Raw genomic sequence first — 16,608 nt, 5'->3', positions numbered from 1 at the left:
AAGTGTTATGTTAACTACTGTAATGAAAGTGTATCTTGAATTACAGTAGTTTTTATATGTCAGGAGGTAAATGATTATGGATATGGACAAATATACAAGAAAGTCGCTTGAAGTAATAGAAAAAGCGAAAGATAAAGCCCTGGAATATGATAATCAGGAGCTTGCACAGATTCATTTACTTGCAGGATTGCTTGAGATAGACGAAAGCCTTATTTCGAAGATTTTTGAAAAACTCGATATAGATGTAACAGCAGCGGTAAATAGGGTGGAAGATAAGCTTGCATCACTGCCAAAAGTAAGTGGCGGAAATCTGTATGCCGGAAATAATTTTTCAAAGGCGCTCATTCAGGCTGAAAAGGAAGCAAAGCAGATGGGAGACAGCTTTGTATCGGTTGAGCATCTGTTCCTTGGACTGATCGAAAAAGCCGATTCCGATGTGAAGCCATTGCTTAAAACATGGGCGATCGATCGGAACACATTTTTAAAGGCTCTGGCAGATATCAGAGGAAATAAAAAGGTAGACAGTGAGAATCCGGAAGATTCCTATGAAGCAATGGAGAAGTTCGGATACGATCTGGTGGAACGGGCAAGAGAGCAGAAGATCGATCCGGTTATCGGACGAGATGCTGAGATACGAAATGTGATCCGGATCCTTTCCCGTAAGACCAAGAATAACCCGGTTCTGATCGGTGAACCTGGTGTAGGTAAGACAGCGGTTGCAGAAGGTCTGGCACAGCGTATTGTCAGAGGTGATGTGCCGGAAGGCTTGAAGAATAAGAAGATATTCGCACTGGATATGGGTGCGCTGGTTGCCGGTGCCAAGTATCGTGGTGAATTTGAGGAACGTCTGAAGACAGTTCTGGATGAAGTAAAGAAATCAGAAGGTGAGATAATCCTCTTTATTGATGAGCTGCATACGATCGTTGGAGCCGGTAAGACAGATGGCGCAATGGATGCAGGCAATATGTTAAAGCCTATGCTTGCCCGTGGCGAACTGCATTGTATCGGTGCTACGACACTTGACGAATACAGACAGTACATTGAAAAGGATGCCGCTCTGGAACGTCGTTTCCAACCGGTACAGATCGATGAGCCGACGGTAGAAGATACGATCTCCATTCTTCGTGGTATCAAGGAAAGATATGAGGTGTTCCATGGAGTTAAGATCTCGGATGGTGCATTGGTAAGTGCAGCGGTACTTTCCAACCGGTACATTACAGATCGTTTCCTTCCGGATAAAGCGATCGACCTTGTCGATGAAGCCTGTGCGATGATCAAGACGGAGTTGGATTCCATGCCGACCGAAGTTGATGAGATCACAAGAAAGATCATGCAGCTTGAGATCGAGGAAGCCGCACTGAAGAAAGAGGAAGACCACCTGAGCAAGCAGAGACTGGCGGATATACAGTCAGAGCTTGCAGAGTTAAAGGATAAAGCAAATAATCTGAAAGCCAAATGGGAGAATGAAAAGGCAGGCGTTGAGAAGATCCGTAACCTGAAAGAGGAGATCGAGAAGATCAAGAATGATATTCAGGTTGCCCAGAGAAATTACGATCTGAACAAAGCAGCCGAATTGCAGTATGGCAAACTTCCGGCAGCTCAGAAAGAGCTGGAACTGGCAGAGCAGTCTGCATCGGAGAAAGAACGAAAGCTGGTACATGAGGTCGTATCAGAAGAAGAAATTTCGGAGATTGTATCTAAGTGGACCGGTATTCCGGTAGCCAAACTGACGGCGAGTGAAAAGAGTAAGACACTGAATCTTGCAGATGAACTTCATAAGAGGGTTGTCGGTCAGGATGAAGCTGTTGAATATGTCAGCGATGCGATCATCCGTTCCAAAGCAGGAATCAAGGATCCAAGCAAGCCGATCGGCTCATTCCTGTTCCTTGGACCAACCGGTGTAGGTAAGACAGAGCTTGCAAAGACACTGGCAGAAGCTTTATTTGATAATGAACAGAACATGGTTCGTATCGATATGAGTGAATATATGGAGAAATACAGTGTATCCAGACTGATCGGAGCGCCTCCTGGATATGTAGGCTACGATGAAGGCGGACAGCTTACCGAGGCAGTCCGTAGGAAACCATATTCGGTTGTCTTGTTCGACGAAGTAGAGAAGGCACACCCGGATGTATTCAATGTATTATTACAGGTATTGGATGATGGACGTATCACGGACTCACAGGGCAGAACGGTAGACTTTAAGAATACGATCATCATCATGACATCGAATATCGGTGGTGTGGATATCGCAGAAGGCGGTGGCGAGATCACGGATGAGATACGGGAGACAGTTATGAACAAACTGAAACAGCACTTCCGTCCGGAGTTCCTGAACCGTATCGATGAGACGATCATCTTCAAGTCATTAAGCAAAGAGAATATTGGCAGTATCGTTGATCTTATGGTCAAGGATCTGAACAAACGTCTGGCTGGACAGGAGATCACGATCAAGCTTACGGATGAGGCTAAGAGTGCGATCATCGATCAGGGCTATGATCCGGTCTATGGTGCAAGACCATTGAAGCGTTTTATTCAGAAGAATGTTGAGACACTGGTTGCCCGTATGATCCTTGCAGGTGAAGTATCCACCCAGTCAGCGATCATCATTGACTATGACGGTCAGAAATTGACAGCGAGAAATGAGAAGTAGTAATATAAACAGGTAGTAAATGCCTGGTGACAACTAAAATAAGCATGATAAAAGGGATTGGCATTGAAAATATTTTTCGGTGCCAGTCCCTTTAATCTTATTTTAATGATGGTATGCCATTGTATATTAAGATAGGGAGGTTGTGTCCATGCGCATTTTGGTTGTTGAAGATGAATTGGATCTGAATCATATAATATGTAATAAACTGACAAAAGAAGGATACAATGTAGATGCCTGTTTTGACGGGCAGGCAGCACTTGATTATCTGGAGATGGCAAGTTACGATGGAGTTATAATGGATATTATGATTCCGAAAAAAGATGGTATGTCGGTTTTAAAAACAATCCGGGCAGAAGGAATACAGGTTCCGGTGCTTTTTTTGACTGCAAAGTCCGAAACGCAGGATATTGTCAGGGGACTGGATGCAGGAGCCAGTGACTATATGACAAAACCGTTTGAGTTTTCGGAATTGCTCGCAAGGTTAAGGGTAATGCTTCGTACTGTACATATAAGTAATGACAGCATATTGAATTATGGGTCATTACAGATTGATACAAATAATCACCGGGTTGTCCGGGATGGTGTGACTGTCGATCTTACAGTCCGGGAATATGCAATCCTGGAATATCTGGTGCGTAACAGGAACATTGTTGTCACAAGAGAGCAGATCCGTGCAAATATATGGAGCATTGATGATGATATCAATTCAAATGTAGTTGATGTATATATTCGATATCTTCGCAGAAAAATCGATGATCCTTTTAAAGAAAAACTGATACATACGATCCGGGGAGTAGGTTATAGACTGGAATGTTAAAAAGGAAAATCTCATTTATTAATTTTACTGTTATTGTTTGTGGACTTATCATTGCAGCAGGAACGATATGTCTTTTGTTGATGCAGAAGAATCTGATCAAAGAGGATACTAAATATCTGGCTTATACAGAACTGGCGCAGGAAGTGAAACGTGCAAAAAAAAATATAGGATTTGATGAGAATGAGAATCCGTATATAAAAAGCGATTTTTACGATCCGGAAGAGAAAGATACTTATAACGAAAATGTATATGTGTTTTTACAGTCAAGAGACGGAAGTTTTCTTGATGGCAGAATGCCGGATGATTCCAGAACCGGGCTTGATATCGGATTACAGAGTCTTACAAAAGTAACCTTTCAGGGAGAGCGTTATTACGTAGCAACCAGACGAGGAAAAAGGAAGAATGGAACGGAGGATGACAGTTTTTATCTGGTATGTGCTATGATGTCGGAACAGGCGGTGAAAGAAAATTATCGCGGACTGTGGCATCAGTCATATTTGGTGATAGGAGTTGTTGGCGCATTTTTTATTTTATTTGCCCTTTTATTAAGATATCTGATCGCTGTACCAATGAGACAGTTGAATGAATCGATAAAAAAGAGCGGGGAGAATCTGGATTTTACGGATAGTCTGGAATACAAAGGATGTTTTAAAGAACTTCAGATGTTAACAGATGCAAATAATCATTTGTACCAGAGAGTGCAGCAGGAGTTGGAACGTCAGGAAGAATTTAATGCGAATGTATCCCATGAACTTCGTACGCCTATTGCTGTTATGCATGCACAATGCCAGGTGTCGAGAGAGGTGGCAGAAAAGAAGCAGGATAAAGAAGCAATAAAAAGTATAGAGGTATTTGAGCGACAGACAAACCGTATGAAGAATCTGGTTGATCAATTGCTTCAAATGACTGCAATAGATAGAAAGGGGACAACATTCAGTATGGAAGATATTGATGTTCGGGATGTAATTGAATCTGCATGTGATGATATAGCATATATTGATACGAAACAGATTACATTTGAATATTCCTTTCAGCCGACTATCATACATGCAAATATGAATCTTATCTATATTGTTATAAATAACTTGCTTTCAAATGCTGTAAAGTATAGTAATGAAGGAACTAAAATCTATGTGTCCTGTGGAGAGAAAGACGGAAAGTCGTATATTCGTATTCAGGATGAAGGCTGTGGAATAGAGAAAGAAAATATATCCAAAATATTTGAAAGCTTTTATCGGGAAGAAAAAGATCGTAATGCGGAAGGTTTTGGTCTGGGACTTTCACAGGCAATGAAGATTGCTGAGTTATATGGGGGAGGGATTTATGTTGAAAGTACAAAGAATAAAGGAAGTATTTTCACATTTTTTATTCCAAAACCTTAAAAATAAATAGAAGAATGTCGAATTTTTAATAGAGCTTTAATATTGGATTTTTATAATCCGATATTAGGGTTCTTTTTTTTATGTAGAAAGAACAATATATCGAGTAGGACTTGCTTGGAGGATTATATGAGAAATTATAAACGATTGATTCATTTGTTACTTGGACCGGTTCTATTCCTGTTGGCATGCTTTCTTTTACCGCATGCAGTTCTGCCGACATTTGCAGAACGGGCAGCAGTTGGAACGGTATTCTGGATGGCATACTGGTGGGTAACAGGTCCGGTAGATTATGCAGTAACGGCGTTTTTGCCGATTGCGATCAATGCAGTAGTTCCTATGGCGGAGATGAAGGCCATAATATCGAATTATGCGGACGAAACGATTCTGCTATTGCTTGGAGCTTCGATCATAACAGTATTATGGGAAAATACAGGACTGGACAAACGAATTGCAATCACGTTTCTGCGTCTGATCGGAAACAGTCTTAGAATGCAGCTTGTGTTCTGGTTTGCGTTGTCAATGGTATTATCTGCGGTGCTTCCGAATGCAGTAGTATGCGCAACGATCACGCCGATCGCAGTTTCTATGCTGAAATATATTGGAATGGATGATGTGAAAAATAGTAAGACGGCATCGAAAATCTTGCTGACGATCGCCTATGCGACAGGACTTGGTGGTCTGGCATCTCCACTTGGTGGTGCTATGAATCTGGTAACGGTGGAATATATCCAGCAGTTGACCGGAAAAGAATATATGTATTCCTCCTGGGTTATCCGGTTCCTTCCGGTTATGCTGATCCTAATGCTGATCAATGTAGTATTTATTCTTCGTGATGTAAAGAAGACAGATCTGTTAGGTGGTTCCAGTGAATATTTTGCGGAACAGTACCGGAAGCTTCCAAAGATGAGCTTTGAAGAAAAATCCGCACTTGTGCTGTTTGTAGTGGCAACAGGTCTGGCATTTACCAGACAGCTTTATCAGGATATATTGCCGGGATTAAAGCCTGCATATGTATTTATCATCTGTGCGATCATCGCCTTTCTTTTTACAAATAAAGAGGGAAAACGGATCATGGTCTGGAAACAGGTGCAGGGAAAGATCGTCTGGGATCTGATGTATATATTTGCCGGAGGTCTGGCACTTGGAAGCCTGATCAATGCAACAGGTGTTGCAAAAGCACTTGGAGAAGTGATTTCTTCCCTTGATATGAAGGGTGGTTTTGTAACGATCCTGATCATTCTGACTGCAACACTACTGTTGTCGGATGTGACCTCAAATACAGCTACGGCAGCGGTTGCGATTCCACTTGTGATCTCAATCACACAGGGATGTGGGCTGAATCCGATTCCGTATATATATGTAGCATCCATTGGTGTGAACCTGTCTTATATGCTGCCAACGTCGATCCGTGCGATTCCGGTGGGATATGGACTGGAACCAAAGTATATGTTCCGGGAAGGTTGGAAGATTTCCCTTATCATTATTCTTGTAATGTCGATCATATGCACATTGCTGTTAAAATACTGGAGCACATTCAGTACGGTGTAAAAAAAGCCATACAGAAACGGGCGTGAAACGAAGAGAAAGAAATGGAGAGAAGGCATGTCTGTCGTATCATACATATTTATAGTATTCTTTGCAGTTACAGTTTTGATATATTATATAGTACCAAAGAAAATCCAGTGGTGGGTGCTCCTTGCTGCAAGTGCGGTCTTCTATGCTTATAGTGGGATTGATGATCTGCTGATCGTAGTTGGAACTGCATTTCTGGTATATCCGTTGACAATGTTGATGGAGAAAAATCTGGAGGAACAGGACCGGCTGCTTCTGGATGCAGATAAGAGAGCTGCAAGAAAGATAAAAACAGCACAGAAAAAGAAACGAAAGAAATATCTGGTGCTGGCATTGCTGATCGTAATAGGTGCGCTTATTGTATTCAAGGTGACAGGATTTGCCATCGAGAACATCAAACGTTTTCTTCCATACGAAGCGATACAGCGGATTCCAGACTGGCATTTCCCTGCACCGCTTGGAGTTTCTTTTTATTCCTTTATGATGATCTCTTATCTGGTTGATGTCTATAACGGAAGGATCCATGCACAGAAGAATTTTCTGAAATATCTGTCGTATGTATTATATTTTCCACATATTACGCAGGGACCGATTGCGCGATATGAACTGGTTGCGCATCAACTATGGGAAAAGCATAAGTTTGATTATGATACGGTGATAAAAGGTACATGGTTGATTCTGTGGGGAGCACTTAAGAAAATGGTGATGGCAGACCGTATCAGTCCATTTGTGACAGAAGTATTTAAACATTCTGATCAGTATGAAGGTATGATCTTCTTTCTGGCGGCGGTTATGTATTCCATCCAGATTTACTGTGATTTCTCCGGATGCATGGATATCGTACGTGGTGCGTCGGAGTGCTTTGGCATTACGCTTGGAGAAAATTTCAGGCGGCCATATTTTTCCCAGACGTTGCCGGAGTTCTGGAGAAGATGGCATATTTCACTCGGAGCGTTCTTCAGAGAATATGTATTCTATCCGGTATCGACTTCAAAGATCCTGTTGAAATGGAATACCAAGGTGCGGAAATATCTGGGAAATGCCATAGGAACCGGATTTGCCTCTTGTGTACCAATCCTGTGCGTATGGATTCTGACCGGACTCTGGCATGGGGCAAAGTGGAATTATATCGGCTGGGGACTGTTTCACGGAATTCTGATCTGCTTATCGACATTATTTGAGCAGCCGGTTGCTAAATTAACAGAGAAACTGAATATACGGACAAACTGTATAAGCTGGAATATATTCCGGATGCTTCGGACATTTTTATTATGCGTGATCGGACGTATCATTTTTATGGGAAGTGGAATTCGTGCTTCCTTCCATATGATAGCTTCCTGTGTGGTTGACCGTGGTACATTTTATGACATTATAAATACATTTGCTTTGTCCCAGCGGGAATGGGGACTGATCCTGATTGGTTGTCTGATCCTGTTATGTGTATCAGTTGCACAGGAGATCCGGGAGCAGATGGGGATCAAAGAGGATATCAGAAGCTGGCTGCTACGTCAGAATCTCTGGCTGCGCTGGCTGGTTCTGATCGTTGGAATTTTATGTGTATTGACGTTTGGTGTATATGGTTCCGGCAGTCAGATCGCATTCATCTATGAACAGTTTTAAGGGTAGGAGAACAAAACATGAAAACAGGAAAGAAAAAGGTTTTGGCAATAATAAAAAAAGTAATTTCAATCCTACTGTTTTTTGTCATATTGTTATATTCTATATCGAAGGTCGGACAGTTTGCCAGACCGGATGAGAGTGACGCAGAGGCATGGGCAGAGTATTACGCGGAAGAAAAGGATACGGTCAATGCATTGATGATCGGATCCAGTGCGATATTCCGTTATTGGAATCCGCCACAGGCATATGAGGAACAGGATTTTACCTCGGCTATGCTGGCTAGCTCGATCCAGGATCTGAATATGGCACCATATATTATGGAAGAAGCGGTAAAAAGTCAGAACGTGGACGTGTTTGTTATCGAGGTCAGAACCATGATCGCCAGAAATACAAATGATGATCACAGCCAGGAAGAACGGGACTATTGGTTTGAATTGCTTATATCCGGCATGAATCCATCCATAACAAGGCTGCAGGCAATTCAGTCTATACATGGTGGAAGCTTTGTGAAGAAAGCAGAAATGATGGTTCAGATATTAAAATATCATAATAACCTGATGGAATTTGACCGGGAATTTATGATCAATCGTCTGAACAATCCGTCCAGTGATGATAAATTTGCAAGACCAAAATCAACGATCACAAATCTCAAAAACAAGAAACCGGATTATACAACGAATCAGAGTCTTGAACTGTCACAGGCATCTAAGGATACTCTGGATGCAATCGAGAAAAAGGCAAATGAACTGGGAAAAAAGGTGCTGTTTATAGCGACACCGTATGTACCGGATGAGAGTCAGATCCGGGAGCATCTGGCTGTGGATGCCTATTGTGAGAAACAGGGCTATGACTGCCTGGATCTAAATCAGTATGTTGATGAGATGGATATTGATTTTAAAACGGATTTCTATAATCCAAAGCATACGAATATAGCAGGAGCAAAAAAGGTGACAAGCTTTCTTGGAGCATATCTGAAGGAAAAGTATCAGTTGCAGGAAACTCTGACTGAGGATCAGAAGGTAAGCTGGGAAGATGCCTGTAAGGTATGGGATGAGGAAGACCGGAAATTTATGAAAAAATGGAAGAAAAATGTAAAAAAGATTACAAAGAAAAAGGAGAAATAACAGGATCAATATGGAAACCGTGCTTCATTATATAAAAAAATATGCAGAGACACAACCGGATACGCTGGCTGTCTGTGAGTTAAAAAAACATCTGACATATGCGGAGTATTGGACGGCAATCAGAAAGATGGCAAATGTCCTGCTTCAGAATGGTATAAAAAAGAACGCACATGTTATTTTACGATGCACACAGAACATTGAATATATGGTTTTGTTTTCAGCCTTGCAGTATATGCAGGCGCTTGTGATTCCTGTTGAGCGATCTACTTCACCTGAGCGCATGCAGGAAATCAGGGATAAGGTGGATGCAGAATGGCTGATCTCAAACAAAGAGTCAGATGGACTGCGCTGGTTATCCCCGAAGAAGCTGATGGAACAGATGGAGAATACAGAAGAACTGGATGTTCCGCTTCCAAATGCAGATTCACGTTCGATGCTGTTGTTCACAACGGGTACGACCGGCAGCTCAAAGGGTGTTGTCATGCATCATAAGAATGATGTGGCAATTGCTGGGAATGTTATGAAGGGAACACAGATGAAACCAGGAAATGTGGAGATCATACCGATGCCACTCAATCATTCCTTTGGTATAAGACGGTATCAGTCGGATATGATAAGTGGCGGAACTGTCTGTCTGATGAATGGTATGGCTATGATAGGCAATCTCTGGAAGATGCTTGAGCAGTACCATGCAACATCGATGGCAATTTCTCCTGCAACACTTGGAATGATCTTTCATTTGTCAGATGACAGGATTGCAGGATATGCCGATCAGATCGATTATATACAGGTGGGATCAGCCCCGCTTCCGGAAACGGACAAGGAAAAGCTGCTCCGGTATCTTCCACGTACAAGACTTTATAATTTTTATGGATCGTCGGAAGCTGGCTGCTCCTGTATTCTGGAATTCAGCCGTCAGAATAAGAATGGTTGTATCGGATATCCGACCGTCAATTCTCTAGTGCGGTTTATAGATGAAGAAGGGAATATTATAGAGAATGGATCTGAGAAACAGCCTGCTTTACTGGCCTGGGGTGGTCCGATTGTTATGGAGGGCTATTACAATGATCCGGAGCTTACTGCGAAAACGGTAGTGGATGGATATGTTATGACAAATGATCTTGGCTATATGGATGAAGATGGCAGTATTATTCTGGTTGGACGGGCAGATGATGTTATCAACTATGGTGGAAGCAAGATCTCGCCGGCAGAGGTAGAGACTGTTGCGATCCGGTATCCGGGTGTGGTAGATTGTGCTTACAGTTCCGTTCAGGATCCGATCACCGGAGAATTGCCGGTTATGCTGATCGTGCAAGAGGATGGATTTGACGAAACTGCATTCCAGAGCTATATGCAGCAACAGGTTGAAAGCTATAAGTTACCGCAGAAGATATTCTATATCGAGAAAGTTCCGAAGACATTTAAAGGCTCGCTTCTTCGAAAAGAAATAAAAAAGATAGCAGAATTAAAGAATAAAGGAGAATAAAACTATGAATGATTTTATTGCAATGTTAAAGAAGATCAAACCGAATGTTGATTTTGAAAATGAAGATGCACTGGTAGATGATGGAATACTGGAATCTCTGGATATCATAACGATCATTGCAGAGATTGCAGACAAATACGATGTTATCATTCCAAGTGATGAGATCACATCTGATAATTTCAATTCCGCAGAAGCTTTGTACGAACTGGTAGAAGACCTGAAATAATTTTATCGTAAATATGTGCCAATAGTAAAAAGTATAACAGGAAATAGAATGCCCTCAAAGAATGACAGGTCTGCCGTCAGACAGAGAAGATGTCAAACTTTGAGGGCGTTTTTGTTATAAATCTGTGAAGTGTGTCGTAAAAAGCAGAGCAGGATGATATACTGAACAGGTAGAAAAGGATGTTGTATGTATGAGAATCTGACAGGATGCATATCAGAAAATACACTATCTGGCAGGAAGAATAAAATTATGAATGTAATAGAGAAAAAGAAGAAAAAAAGGCATATTCACAGACCCCTTCTTTTTACAGGGATAATTCTGGTCATAGTGATAAATGCAGCAGCGTGGGCTGCTCCGTGGATCAGTGGAAAGATGGGATGGGAAAACTGGTGCGACTGGTATGCCGAACATGTGAATCCGGTTATCGTTGCAGTATTTGCAAGATTTGGCAATCTGTTTTCCTTTTCAATCGGGGAACTTATGATCGTTACGGCAATCCTGCTGATCCTTGCATGTCTGATTCTGAATATTCTGTTGATCTTTTTAAGAAAGCATAAGGGATATCGGAGATTTTGCAGGATCTATGACCTTGTTATTGCATATATAACGGTTGCGATCTGTCTTATTATGACCGGAAACTGTACGATCTATTATCACTGTTCCTCGCTTCCTGTAAATGAGGAAACAGAGGAACGGCAGTATAAGGTAGAAGAATTGCAGGCACTTCGCAATTATATCGTAAAGCAGTGTAACGAATACAGCACTAAAGTAGAGCGGGATGAAAACGGATACATAACATATGATGGAGATATGCAGGAACAGGCACGAAATGCTCTTCGGAAACTGTCCGGCCGGTATCCACGGTTGTCCGGCTACTATCCGGATGTCAAGCATATGATGTTCTCCGGGCTTATGAGCCAGAGTTATATGGCGGGATATTATTTCCCGTTTTCGATGGAAGCAAACTGTAATGCAAATATGTATATCACAAATTATCCTGCAACCTATTGCCATGAGCTGGCGCATCTGCATGGGTATATCTATGAGGATGAGGCAAACTTTATATCTTATCTTGCCTGTATCGACAGCGAAGATCCATTCTTTATTTATTCCGGGTATCTGAGTGTATTGTCCTATGTAGATAATGCCTATTATGAGGCTATCGGGGAGGATGCGGAGCTATATCTGGCAAATGAGAGGATTTCCGAACAGGTGCTTTCCGACGACATCTTTCTGCTCCCGGAGACTTGGGAAAAGGTAGAGGATAAGGCCATTCTATCAACGGATACCGTCAATCAGGCATCCAATACCTTCACTGAAACAAGCCTGAACCTGAACGGTGTCTCAGACGGTTTCGCAGCCTATGACCGCGTGACCGGACTGTTATTACGATACTACGATGGAGACTTGTATTAAATGTGTATGCTCATAAAAATTCAGCAATCTCTAACAGGATCATAGAAAAAGATTAACAGGTATCCGGTTTTATATACCTTTATGTAACAGACCTTTTTTCACGTCGGTCCTTAGCGAACTGCTAAAGGCAGTGAGGTTAGTACCGTTACGTGAAAAATAGAGCGCGAGCGTTCTGTGAAATAAAGGGTATATAAGACCGGATACCTGTTAATCTTTTTGCGAAATAGAACGAGAGTGATTTGCTAGCCTCCAGCTTCTTCCGTACGGTACATTATAATGCCAGCAGCTTCCTGCAGAGGGCAACATGTGCGTTTCCATCGGTCGTACAACTGTTATAAATCTCGACTGTACCCTGTTCAGCAGATTCTGACTTTAAGCCTGCGGCAATCAGGCGGCGACGCAGTTCTACGGCAGTTCCGTGGCTCCCGACAAAAATCTTGATATCCGGACCGACAACGGTTCGGATCATTTTTTCCACAAACGGATAGTGCGTACAGCCAAGCACGATCGCATCGATTCCCTTTTCCAGATAAGGCGAGAGAATCTCCTGCAGATAATCATGAAGCTCCGGACTGTCCAGATCTCCGTTTTCCACAAAGCCAACCAGCTTTGGACATGGTACACGGTAGATTACGGATCGGTCTTCGTATGTATGCATAAGCGATAGAAACTTATCCTGTTTTAATGTCATAGGGGTAGCCATAACTGCGATCCGGTCATGTTCCTTCCAGAGAACGGCTGGTTTTAATGCCGGCTCAATGCCGATCACAGGGATGTCCGGATAGTCTGCACGAAGCATGGCAGCAGCAGCACTGGTTGCAGTATTGCATGCGATCACAATCGCTTTCGCGCCATGTTCAAGCAGGAATTTCACACAGTTCCGGCTTAGATGCTGAATGTCAGTGATCTGGCGTGTGCCATATGGAGCATTCGCGGAATCACCATAATATATATAATTTTCCTCCGGCATCAGTGAAACGATTTCTTTTAAAACACTGATACCGCCAATACCGGAATCAAATACGCCGATTGGACGGGAATTATCTTTCATTTGTAAAACCTCCTAAAAAAACCTGCACTTGAAAATTATACTACTATATGAAAAGAAAAGACAACCTATAAGTGAAAACAATACAAAACAATCTGCAGAAGACGATAAGACATAAATATTGGATAAACAGGGCGTATAGGAAAAAAAGTTGCGTATTCTGTAGCAACCATATATAATCGGGGATGTGAGTACAGATAAAAACAAAAGAAAATAAGACAGAAATAGATCAGGTTAAATAAATATACTAAAACGGTCGGCAGACAGTCAGGAGGAAAGAAATGGAAACCGAGCAGAAACAGAGTACAGAAGCAGAGCAGAGTGAGAGATTGCAGCAGAATGTAGAAGATACGATTCCTGCAAGCCGGGAGCTGAAATCTCGGGTAAAAGAGAAGATGATCGAATATTATGCGGGAGATGCCAGACGGATCCATCATTTTCTGAAGGTTCATTCTTTTGCCAAGCTGATCGGGGAGATGGAAGGAGTCACAGGAGAAGAACTGGAGATTCTGGAAGTCGCTGCACTTGTGCATGATATAGGCATAAAGAACTCAGAAAAGAAATATGGATATAATACAGGAAAGACACAGGAAAAGGAAGGCCCGCCGGAAGCAGAAAAACTGCTTATTCCATTGACAGATGATGCCGCCTTTATTGAGCGGGTGTGTTATCTGGTCGGACATCACCATACCTATTCCAATATTGACGGAATGGATTATCAGATACTGGTAGAGGCAGATTTCCTTGTGAACCTGTATGAGGATAAAGAGCATATCAAAGCAGTCCGGTCTGCTTATGAGAAGATCTTCCGGACACAGTCGGGAAGAAAGCTATGTAAGGAGATTTTTGCACTTTCGTAAAAATAAGGAAATCTTAACGGATTTTTAATTTTTGTAGGAGTACATGTGCTTGCAGGAACGGGATAAATTTTATATAATGAATTGATGTGCTAAATGGTACATGAAAAGACAGGTATTTATACTGGAAATAATAATGGATATGAATACAGAAACTTGGAATAGATCATAAAACACAGAAGATATAGTTATCAGGAGGATGTAATGAGTAAATACAAGATTAATACAACATGTGTACAGGGAGGTTATGAACCGGGAAACGGAGAACCACGTCAGGTTCCGATCTATCAGAGTACAACATTCAAATATGCAACAAGTGAAGATATGGGTAAATTATTCGATCTGGAGGCAGATGGATATTTTTATTCCAGACTTCAGAATCCGACAAATGATCTGGTTGCAAAGAAGATCTGTCAGTTAGAGGGCGGTGCAGCGGCGATGCTTACCGGTTCCGGTCAGTCAGCAAACTTCTATGCAGTATTTAATATTGCAAATTGTGGTGACCATGTTGTAGCATCAAATTCCATCTATGGTGGAACCTATAACTTATTTGCGGTAACGATGAAGAAGATGGGAATCGATTTCACATTTGTTGATCCGGACGCATCTGAAGATGAGATCCGTGCAGCGTTCCGTCCGAATACCAAGGCATTATTTGGTGAGATCATTGCAAATCCGGCTCTGACCGTATTAGATATTGAGAAGTTTGCAAAGGTAGCGCATGAGCAGGGAGTACCGCTTATTGTAGATAATACATTCCCGACTCCGATCAACTGTCGCCCGATCGAATGGGGAGCAGATATCGTAACCCATTCCACAACCAAATACATGGACGGACATGGAGCAGCTATCGGTGGATGCATCGTAGATGCCGGAAAGTTTGACTGGATGAAATATGCAGACAAATTCCCGGGACTCACCACACCGGATGACAGCTATCATGGAATTACATATGCAGAGAAGTTCGGAAAAGAAGGCGCATTTATCACAAAGGCAACTGCACAGCTGATGCGTGATTTTGGTTCTGTACAGTCTCCGCAGAGTGCATTTATCCTGAATCTCGGACTGGAAAGTCTGCATGTCAGAGTAAAACGTCACTGCGAGAATGCACTCGCAGTTGCAAAATATCTGGAACAGAATGATAAGGTTACTTATGTGAATTACTGCGGGCTGGAAAATGACAAATATCATGCACTTGCAGAAAAATATCTGCCAAACGGCTCCTGTGGCGTTGTAAGCTTCGGTGTAAAGGGCGGAAGAAAAGCAGCGGAAGAATTCATGAAGCATTTAAAACTCGGTTCGATTGAGACACATGTAGCGGATGCGAGAACCTGTTGTCTGCATCCGGCAAGTGCAACACACAGGCAGATGAATGATGAAGAATTGACAGCATGCGGTGTATATCCTGATCTTGTCCGTTATTCATGTGGACTGGAAGATGCGGAAGATCTGATCGCGGATCTGGAACAGGCATTTGCACAGATCTAGGATCTGATCCGGTCTGAAAATAGAAAGAAGAAAGCCACAGCAGAGCTGTTATACAGAATAACAGATGGGATACTCTGTTGCGGATGGAGGAAGAGATGAAGTTAAGAATTGCCAAGGGCTGTATTGTAATTATGCCTGTGATCGGTACACTGGGACTGTTTATATTTACATTTGTCGGAAAGATCATATACGGATGGGGACTGTTTGTTATCATGCTGTTATTATCGGGTATTATCAATCAGTTATTTTTCCGTTGCCCGCACTGTGGAAAGTCAATTCCTGCAAATGCGACACTGAATCAGAAATATTGTCCGTTATGCGGGGCTGACCTTGGTCTTATTGATTCACCGTTCAGTTATTATTCAAAATGCAAAAAAAATAAGAATGGACAGTATCAGGCATATACTACAGTTGGGTATCTGGCATTTATTGTTGGTACAGCAATCGTATTATTTATCGTTGTAGCACTTCTGGGATTTGACAGTGTATTTAAAGGAACCGGACGGATCCTGATTCTTGCGGCACTGGCGCTTGGATTTTTGATCGGTATGATGTGCAGATGTATCGTAGGGTCAGCTGCGAAGCTTGATAAAGAACATCTGTATTACAGTAAGATCCCCGGAAGATGGAAATGTTATGATATTTCTGATATAAAGGAACAGGCAAAGCTGCATAAGCCGTTTTACCATGTGGTAAGAGGGTATGTTATGATGACCAATCAGGGTGTCGTGACCATTCCGGTAGCTACTTATAAAGGTGGAAAGGAATTCCTTCAGAAGCTGACAGAATATATTAACGAGCCGATGGTGGATATTATGCCTGAGATGGTGGCATCCAAGAGAAGCGAAGAAGGCAAGAAGGCAGAAGTTGAATACAGAGCCTATAAGGACAGTATAAAAGAGAAAGGTGAAAATTAAGT

13 protein-coding genes are annotated in these 16,608 nt (G+C 42.1%); 12 read left to right on the top strand and 1 reads right to left on the bottom strand.

Annotated elements, in window-relative coordinates; all coding sequences use genetic code 11:
- Positions 1 to 76 precede the first annotated feature (76 nt).
- The 9 genes from clpB (at position 77) to WKT03_RS08905 (ending at position 12,296) form a co-directional block, all read left to right on the top strand.
- Entirely contained in the window at positions 77 to 2,653 is a 2,577-nt protein-coding gene (gene clpB, locus WKT03_RS08945; RefSeq protein WP_117822953.1) for an ATP-dependent chaperone ClpB, read from the top strand.
- 148 nt (positions 2,654 to 2,801) lie between these two features.
- Complete coding sequence (locus WKT03_RS08940) at positions 2,802 to 3,470, top strand: response regulator transcription factor (RefSeq protein ID WP_340391628.1); 669 nt, start codon at positions 2,802 to 2,804, stop codon at positions 3,468 to 3,470.
- The gene (locus WKT03_RS08935) at positions 3,464 to 4,852 is read left to right on the top strand and encodes a sensor histidine kinase (RefSeq protein ID WP_118500575.1); all 1,389 of its coding nucleotides are present in this window, start codon (positions 3,464 to 3,466) and stop codon (positions 4,850 to 4,852) included. Before WKT03_RS08940 ends, WKT03_RS08935 begins: the two co-directional genes overlap by 7 nt.
- Positions 4,853 to 4,978: 126 nt before the next feature.
- A complete protein-coding gene (locus WKT03_RS08930) occupies positions 4,979 to 6,400 on the top strand; it encodes an SLC13 family permease (protein ID WP_117785293.1) in 1,422 nt (473 codons plus the stop codon).
- Between the two features lie 54 nt (positions 6,401 to 6,454).
- On the top strand, positions 6,455 to 8,044 hold the full coding sequence (locus WKT03_RS08925) for an MBOAT family O-acyltransferase (protein ID WP_340391626.1): 1,590 nt from the start codon (positions 6,455 to 6,457) through the stop codon (positions 8,042 to 8,044).
- Between the two features lie 17 nt (positions 8,045 to 8,061).
- Complete coding sequence (locus WKT03_RS08920) at positions 8,062 to 9,168, top strand: hypothetical protein (protein WP_117785294.1); 1,107 nt, start codon at positions 8,062 to 8,064, stop codon at positions 9,166 to 9,168.
- 10 nt (positions 9,169 to 9,178) lie between these two features.
- Complete coding sequence (locus WKT03_RS08915) at positions 9,179 to 10,654, top strand: class I adenylate-forming enzyme family protein (RefSeq protein WP_173783661.1); 1,476 nt, start codon at positions 9,179 to 9,181, stop codon at positions 10,652 to 10,654.
- A gap of 4 nt (positions 10,655 to 10,658) precedes the next feature.
- A complete protein-coding gene (locus WKT03_RS08910) occupies positions 10,659 to 10,880 on the top strand; it encodes a phosphopantetheine-binding protein (RefSeq protein WP_008401081.1) in 222 nt (73 codons plus the stop codon).
- A gap of 249 nt (positions 10,881 to 11,129) precedes the next feature.
- Positions 11,130 to 12,296 carry a DUF3810 domain-containing protein gene (locus WKT03_RS08905; RefSeq protein ID WP_340391622.1) on the top strand — a complete coding sequence of 389 codons (1,167 nt, stop codon included), beginning with the start codon at positions 11,130 to 11,132 and terminating at the stop codon, positions 12,294 to 12,296.
- 271 nt (positions 12,297 to 12,567) lie between these two features.
- Here the strand turns inward: WKT03_RS08905 and murI are convergent, their stop codons facing one another.
- On the bottom strand, positions 12,568 to 13,347 hold the full coding sequence (gene murI / locus WKT03_RS08900; protein ID WP_340391621.1) for a glutamate racemase: 780 nt from the start codon (positions 13,345 to 13,347) through the stop codon (positions 12,568 to 12,570).
- A 392-nt stretch (positions 13,348 to 13,739) separates the two neighbouring features.
- Here murI and WKT03_RS08895 point away from each other — a divergent pair, with 392 nt between their 5' ends.
- The 3 genes from WKT03_RS08895 to WKT03_RS08885 all read left to right on the top strand — a co-directional run bounded on the left by WKT03_RS08895 (position 13,740) and on the right by WKT03_RS08885 (position 16,606).
- Positions 13,740 to 14,204, top strand: a complete 465-nt coding sequence (locus WKT03_RS08895) for an HD domain-containing protein (RefSeq protein ID WP_117785384.1) — start codon at positions 13,740 to 13,742, stop codon at positions 14,202 to 14,204.
- A gap of 201 nt (positions 14,205 to 14,405) precedes the next feature.
- Positions 14,406 to 15,689: an O-acetylhomoserine aminocarboxypropyltransferase/cysteine synthase family protein gene (locus WKT03_RS08890; protein WP_021943586.1), complete on the top strand. Its 1,284-nt coding sequence runs from the start codon at positions 14,406 to 14,408 to the stop codon at positions 15,687 to 15,689.
- 95 nt (positions 15,690 to 15,784) lie between these two features.
- Positions 15,785 to 16,606, top strand: a complete 822-nt coding sequence (locus WKT03_RS08885; RefSeq protein WP_021943587.1) for a zinc ribbon domain-containing protein — start codon at positions 15,785 to 15,787, stop codon at positions 16,604 to 16,606.
- Positions 16,607 to 16,608 lie beyond the last annotated feature (2 nt).

Origin of the sequence: Coprococcus sp. HCN-4056 (assembly GCF_037892645.1) — a bacterium.
GTDB classification, from domain to species: Bacteria; Bacillota; Clostridia; order Lachnospirales; family Lachnospiraceae; genus Coprococcus; species Coprococcus ammoniilyticus.
This window is presented reverse-complemented; position numbering and strand designations above follow the sequence as displayed.

Excerpts from the sequence above, each read along its gene's own strand:
- WKT03_RS08895 (WP_117785384.1), top strand. The coding sequence starts at position 13,740 with ATGATCGAATATTATGCGGGAGATGCCAGACGGATCCATCATTTTCTG.
- WKT03_RS08930 (WP_117785293.1), top strand. The coding sequence starts at position 4,979 with ATGAGAAATTATAAACGATTGATTCATTTGTTACTTGGACCGGTTCTA.
- WKT03_RS08915 (WP_173783661.1), top strand. The coding sequence starts at position 9,179 with ATGGAAACCGTGCTTCATTATATAAAAAAATATGCAGAGACACAACCG.
- WKT03_RS08910 (WP_008401081.1), top strand. The coding sequence starts at position 10,659 with ATGAATGATTTTATTGCAATGTTAAAGAAGATCAAACCGAATGTTGAT.
- WKT03_RS08920 (WP_117785294.1), top strand. The coding sequence starts at position 8,062 with ATGAAAACAGGAAAGAAAAAGGTTTTGGCAATAATAAAAAAAGTAATT.
- WKT03_RS08890 (WP_021943586.1), top strand. The coding sequence starts at position 14,406 with ATGAGTAAATACAAGATTAATACAACATGTGTACAGGGAGGTTATGAA.
- clpB (WP_117822953.1), top strand. The coding sequence starts at position 77 with ATGGATATGGACAAATATACAAGAAAGTCGCTTGAAGTAATAGAAAAA.
- WKT03_RS08925 (WP_340391626.1), top strand. The coding sequence starts at position 6,455 with ATGTCTGTCGTATCATACATATTTATAGTATTCTTTGCAGTTACAGTT.
- WKT03_RS08905 (WP_340391622.1), top strand. The coding sequence starts at position 11,130 with ATGAATGTAATAGAGAAAAAGAAGAAAAAAAGGCATATTCACAGACCC.
- WKT03_RS08935 (WP_118500575.1), top strand. The coding sequence starts at position 3,464 with ATGTTAAAAAGGAAAATCTCATTTATTAATTTTACTGTTATTGTTTGT.
- WKT03_RS08885 (WP_021943587.1), top strand. The coding sequence starts at position 15,785 with ATGAAGTTAAGAATTGCCAAGGGCTGTATTGTAATTATGCCTGTGATC.
- murI (WP_340391621.1), bottom strand. The coding sequence starts at position 13,347 with ATGAAAGATAATTCCCGTCCAATCGGCGTATTTGATTCCGGTATTGGC.
- WKT03_RS08940 (WP_340391628.1), top strand. The coding sequence starts at position 2,802 with ATGCGCATTTTGGTTGTTGAAGATGAATTGGATCTGAATCATATAATA.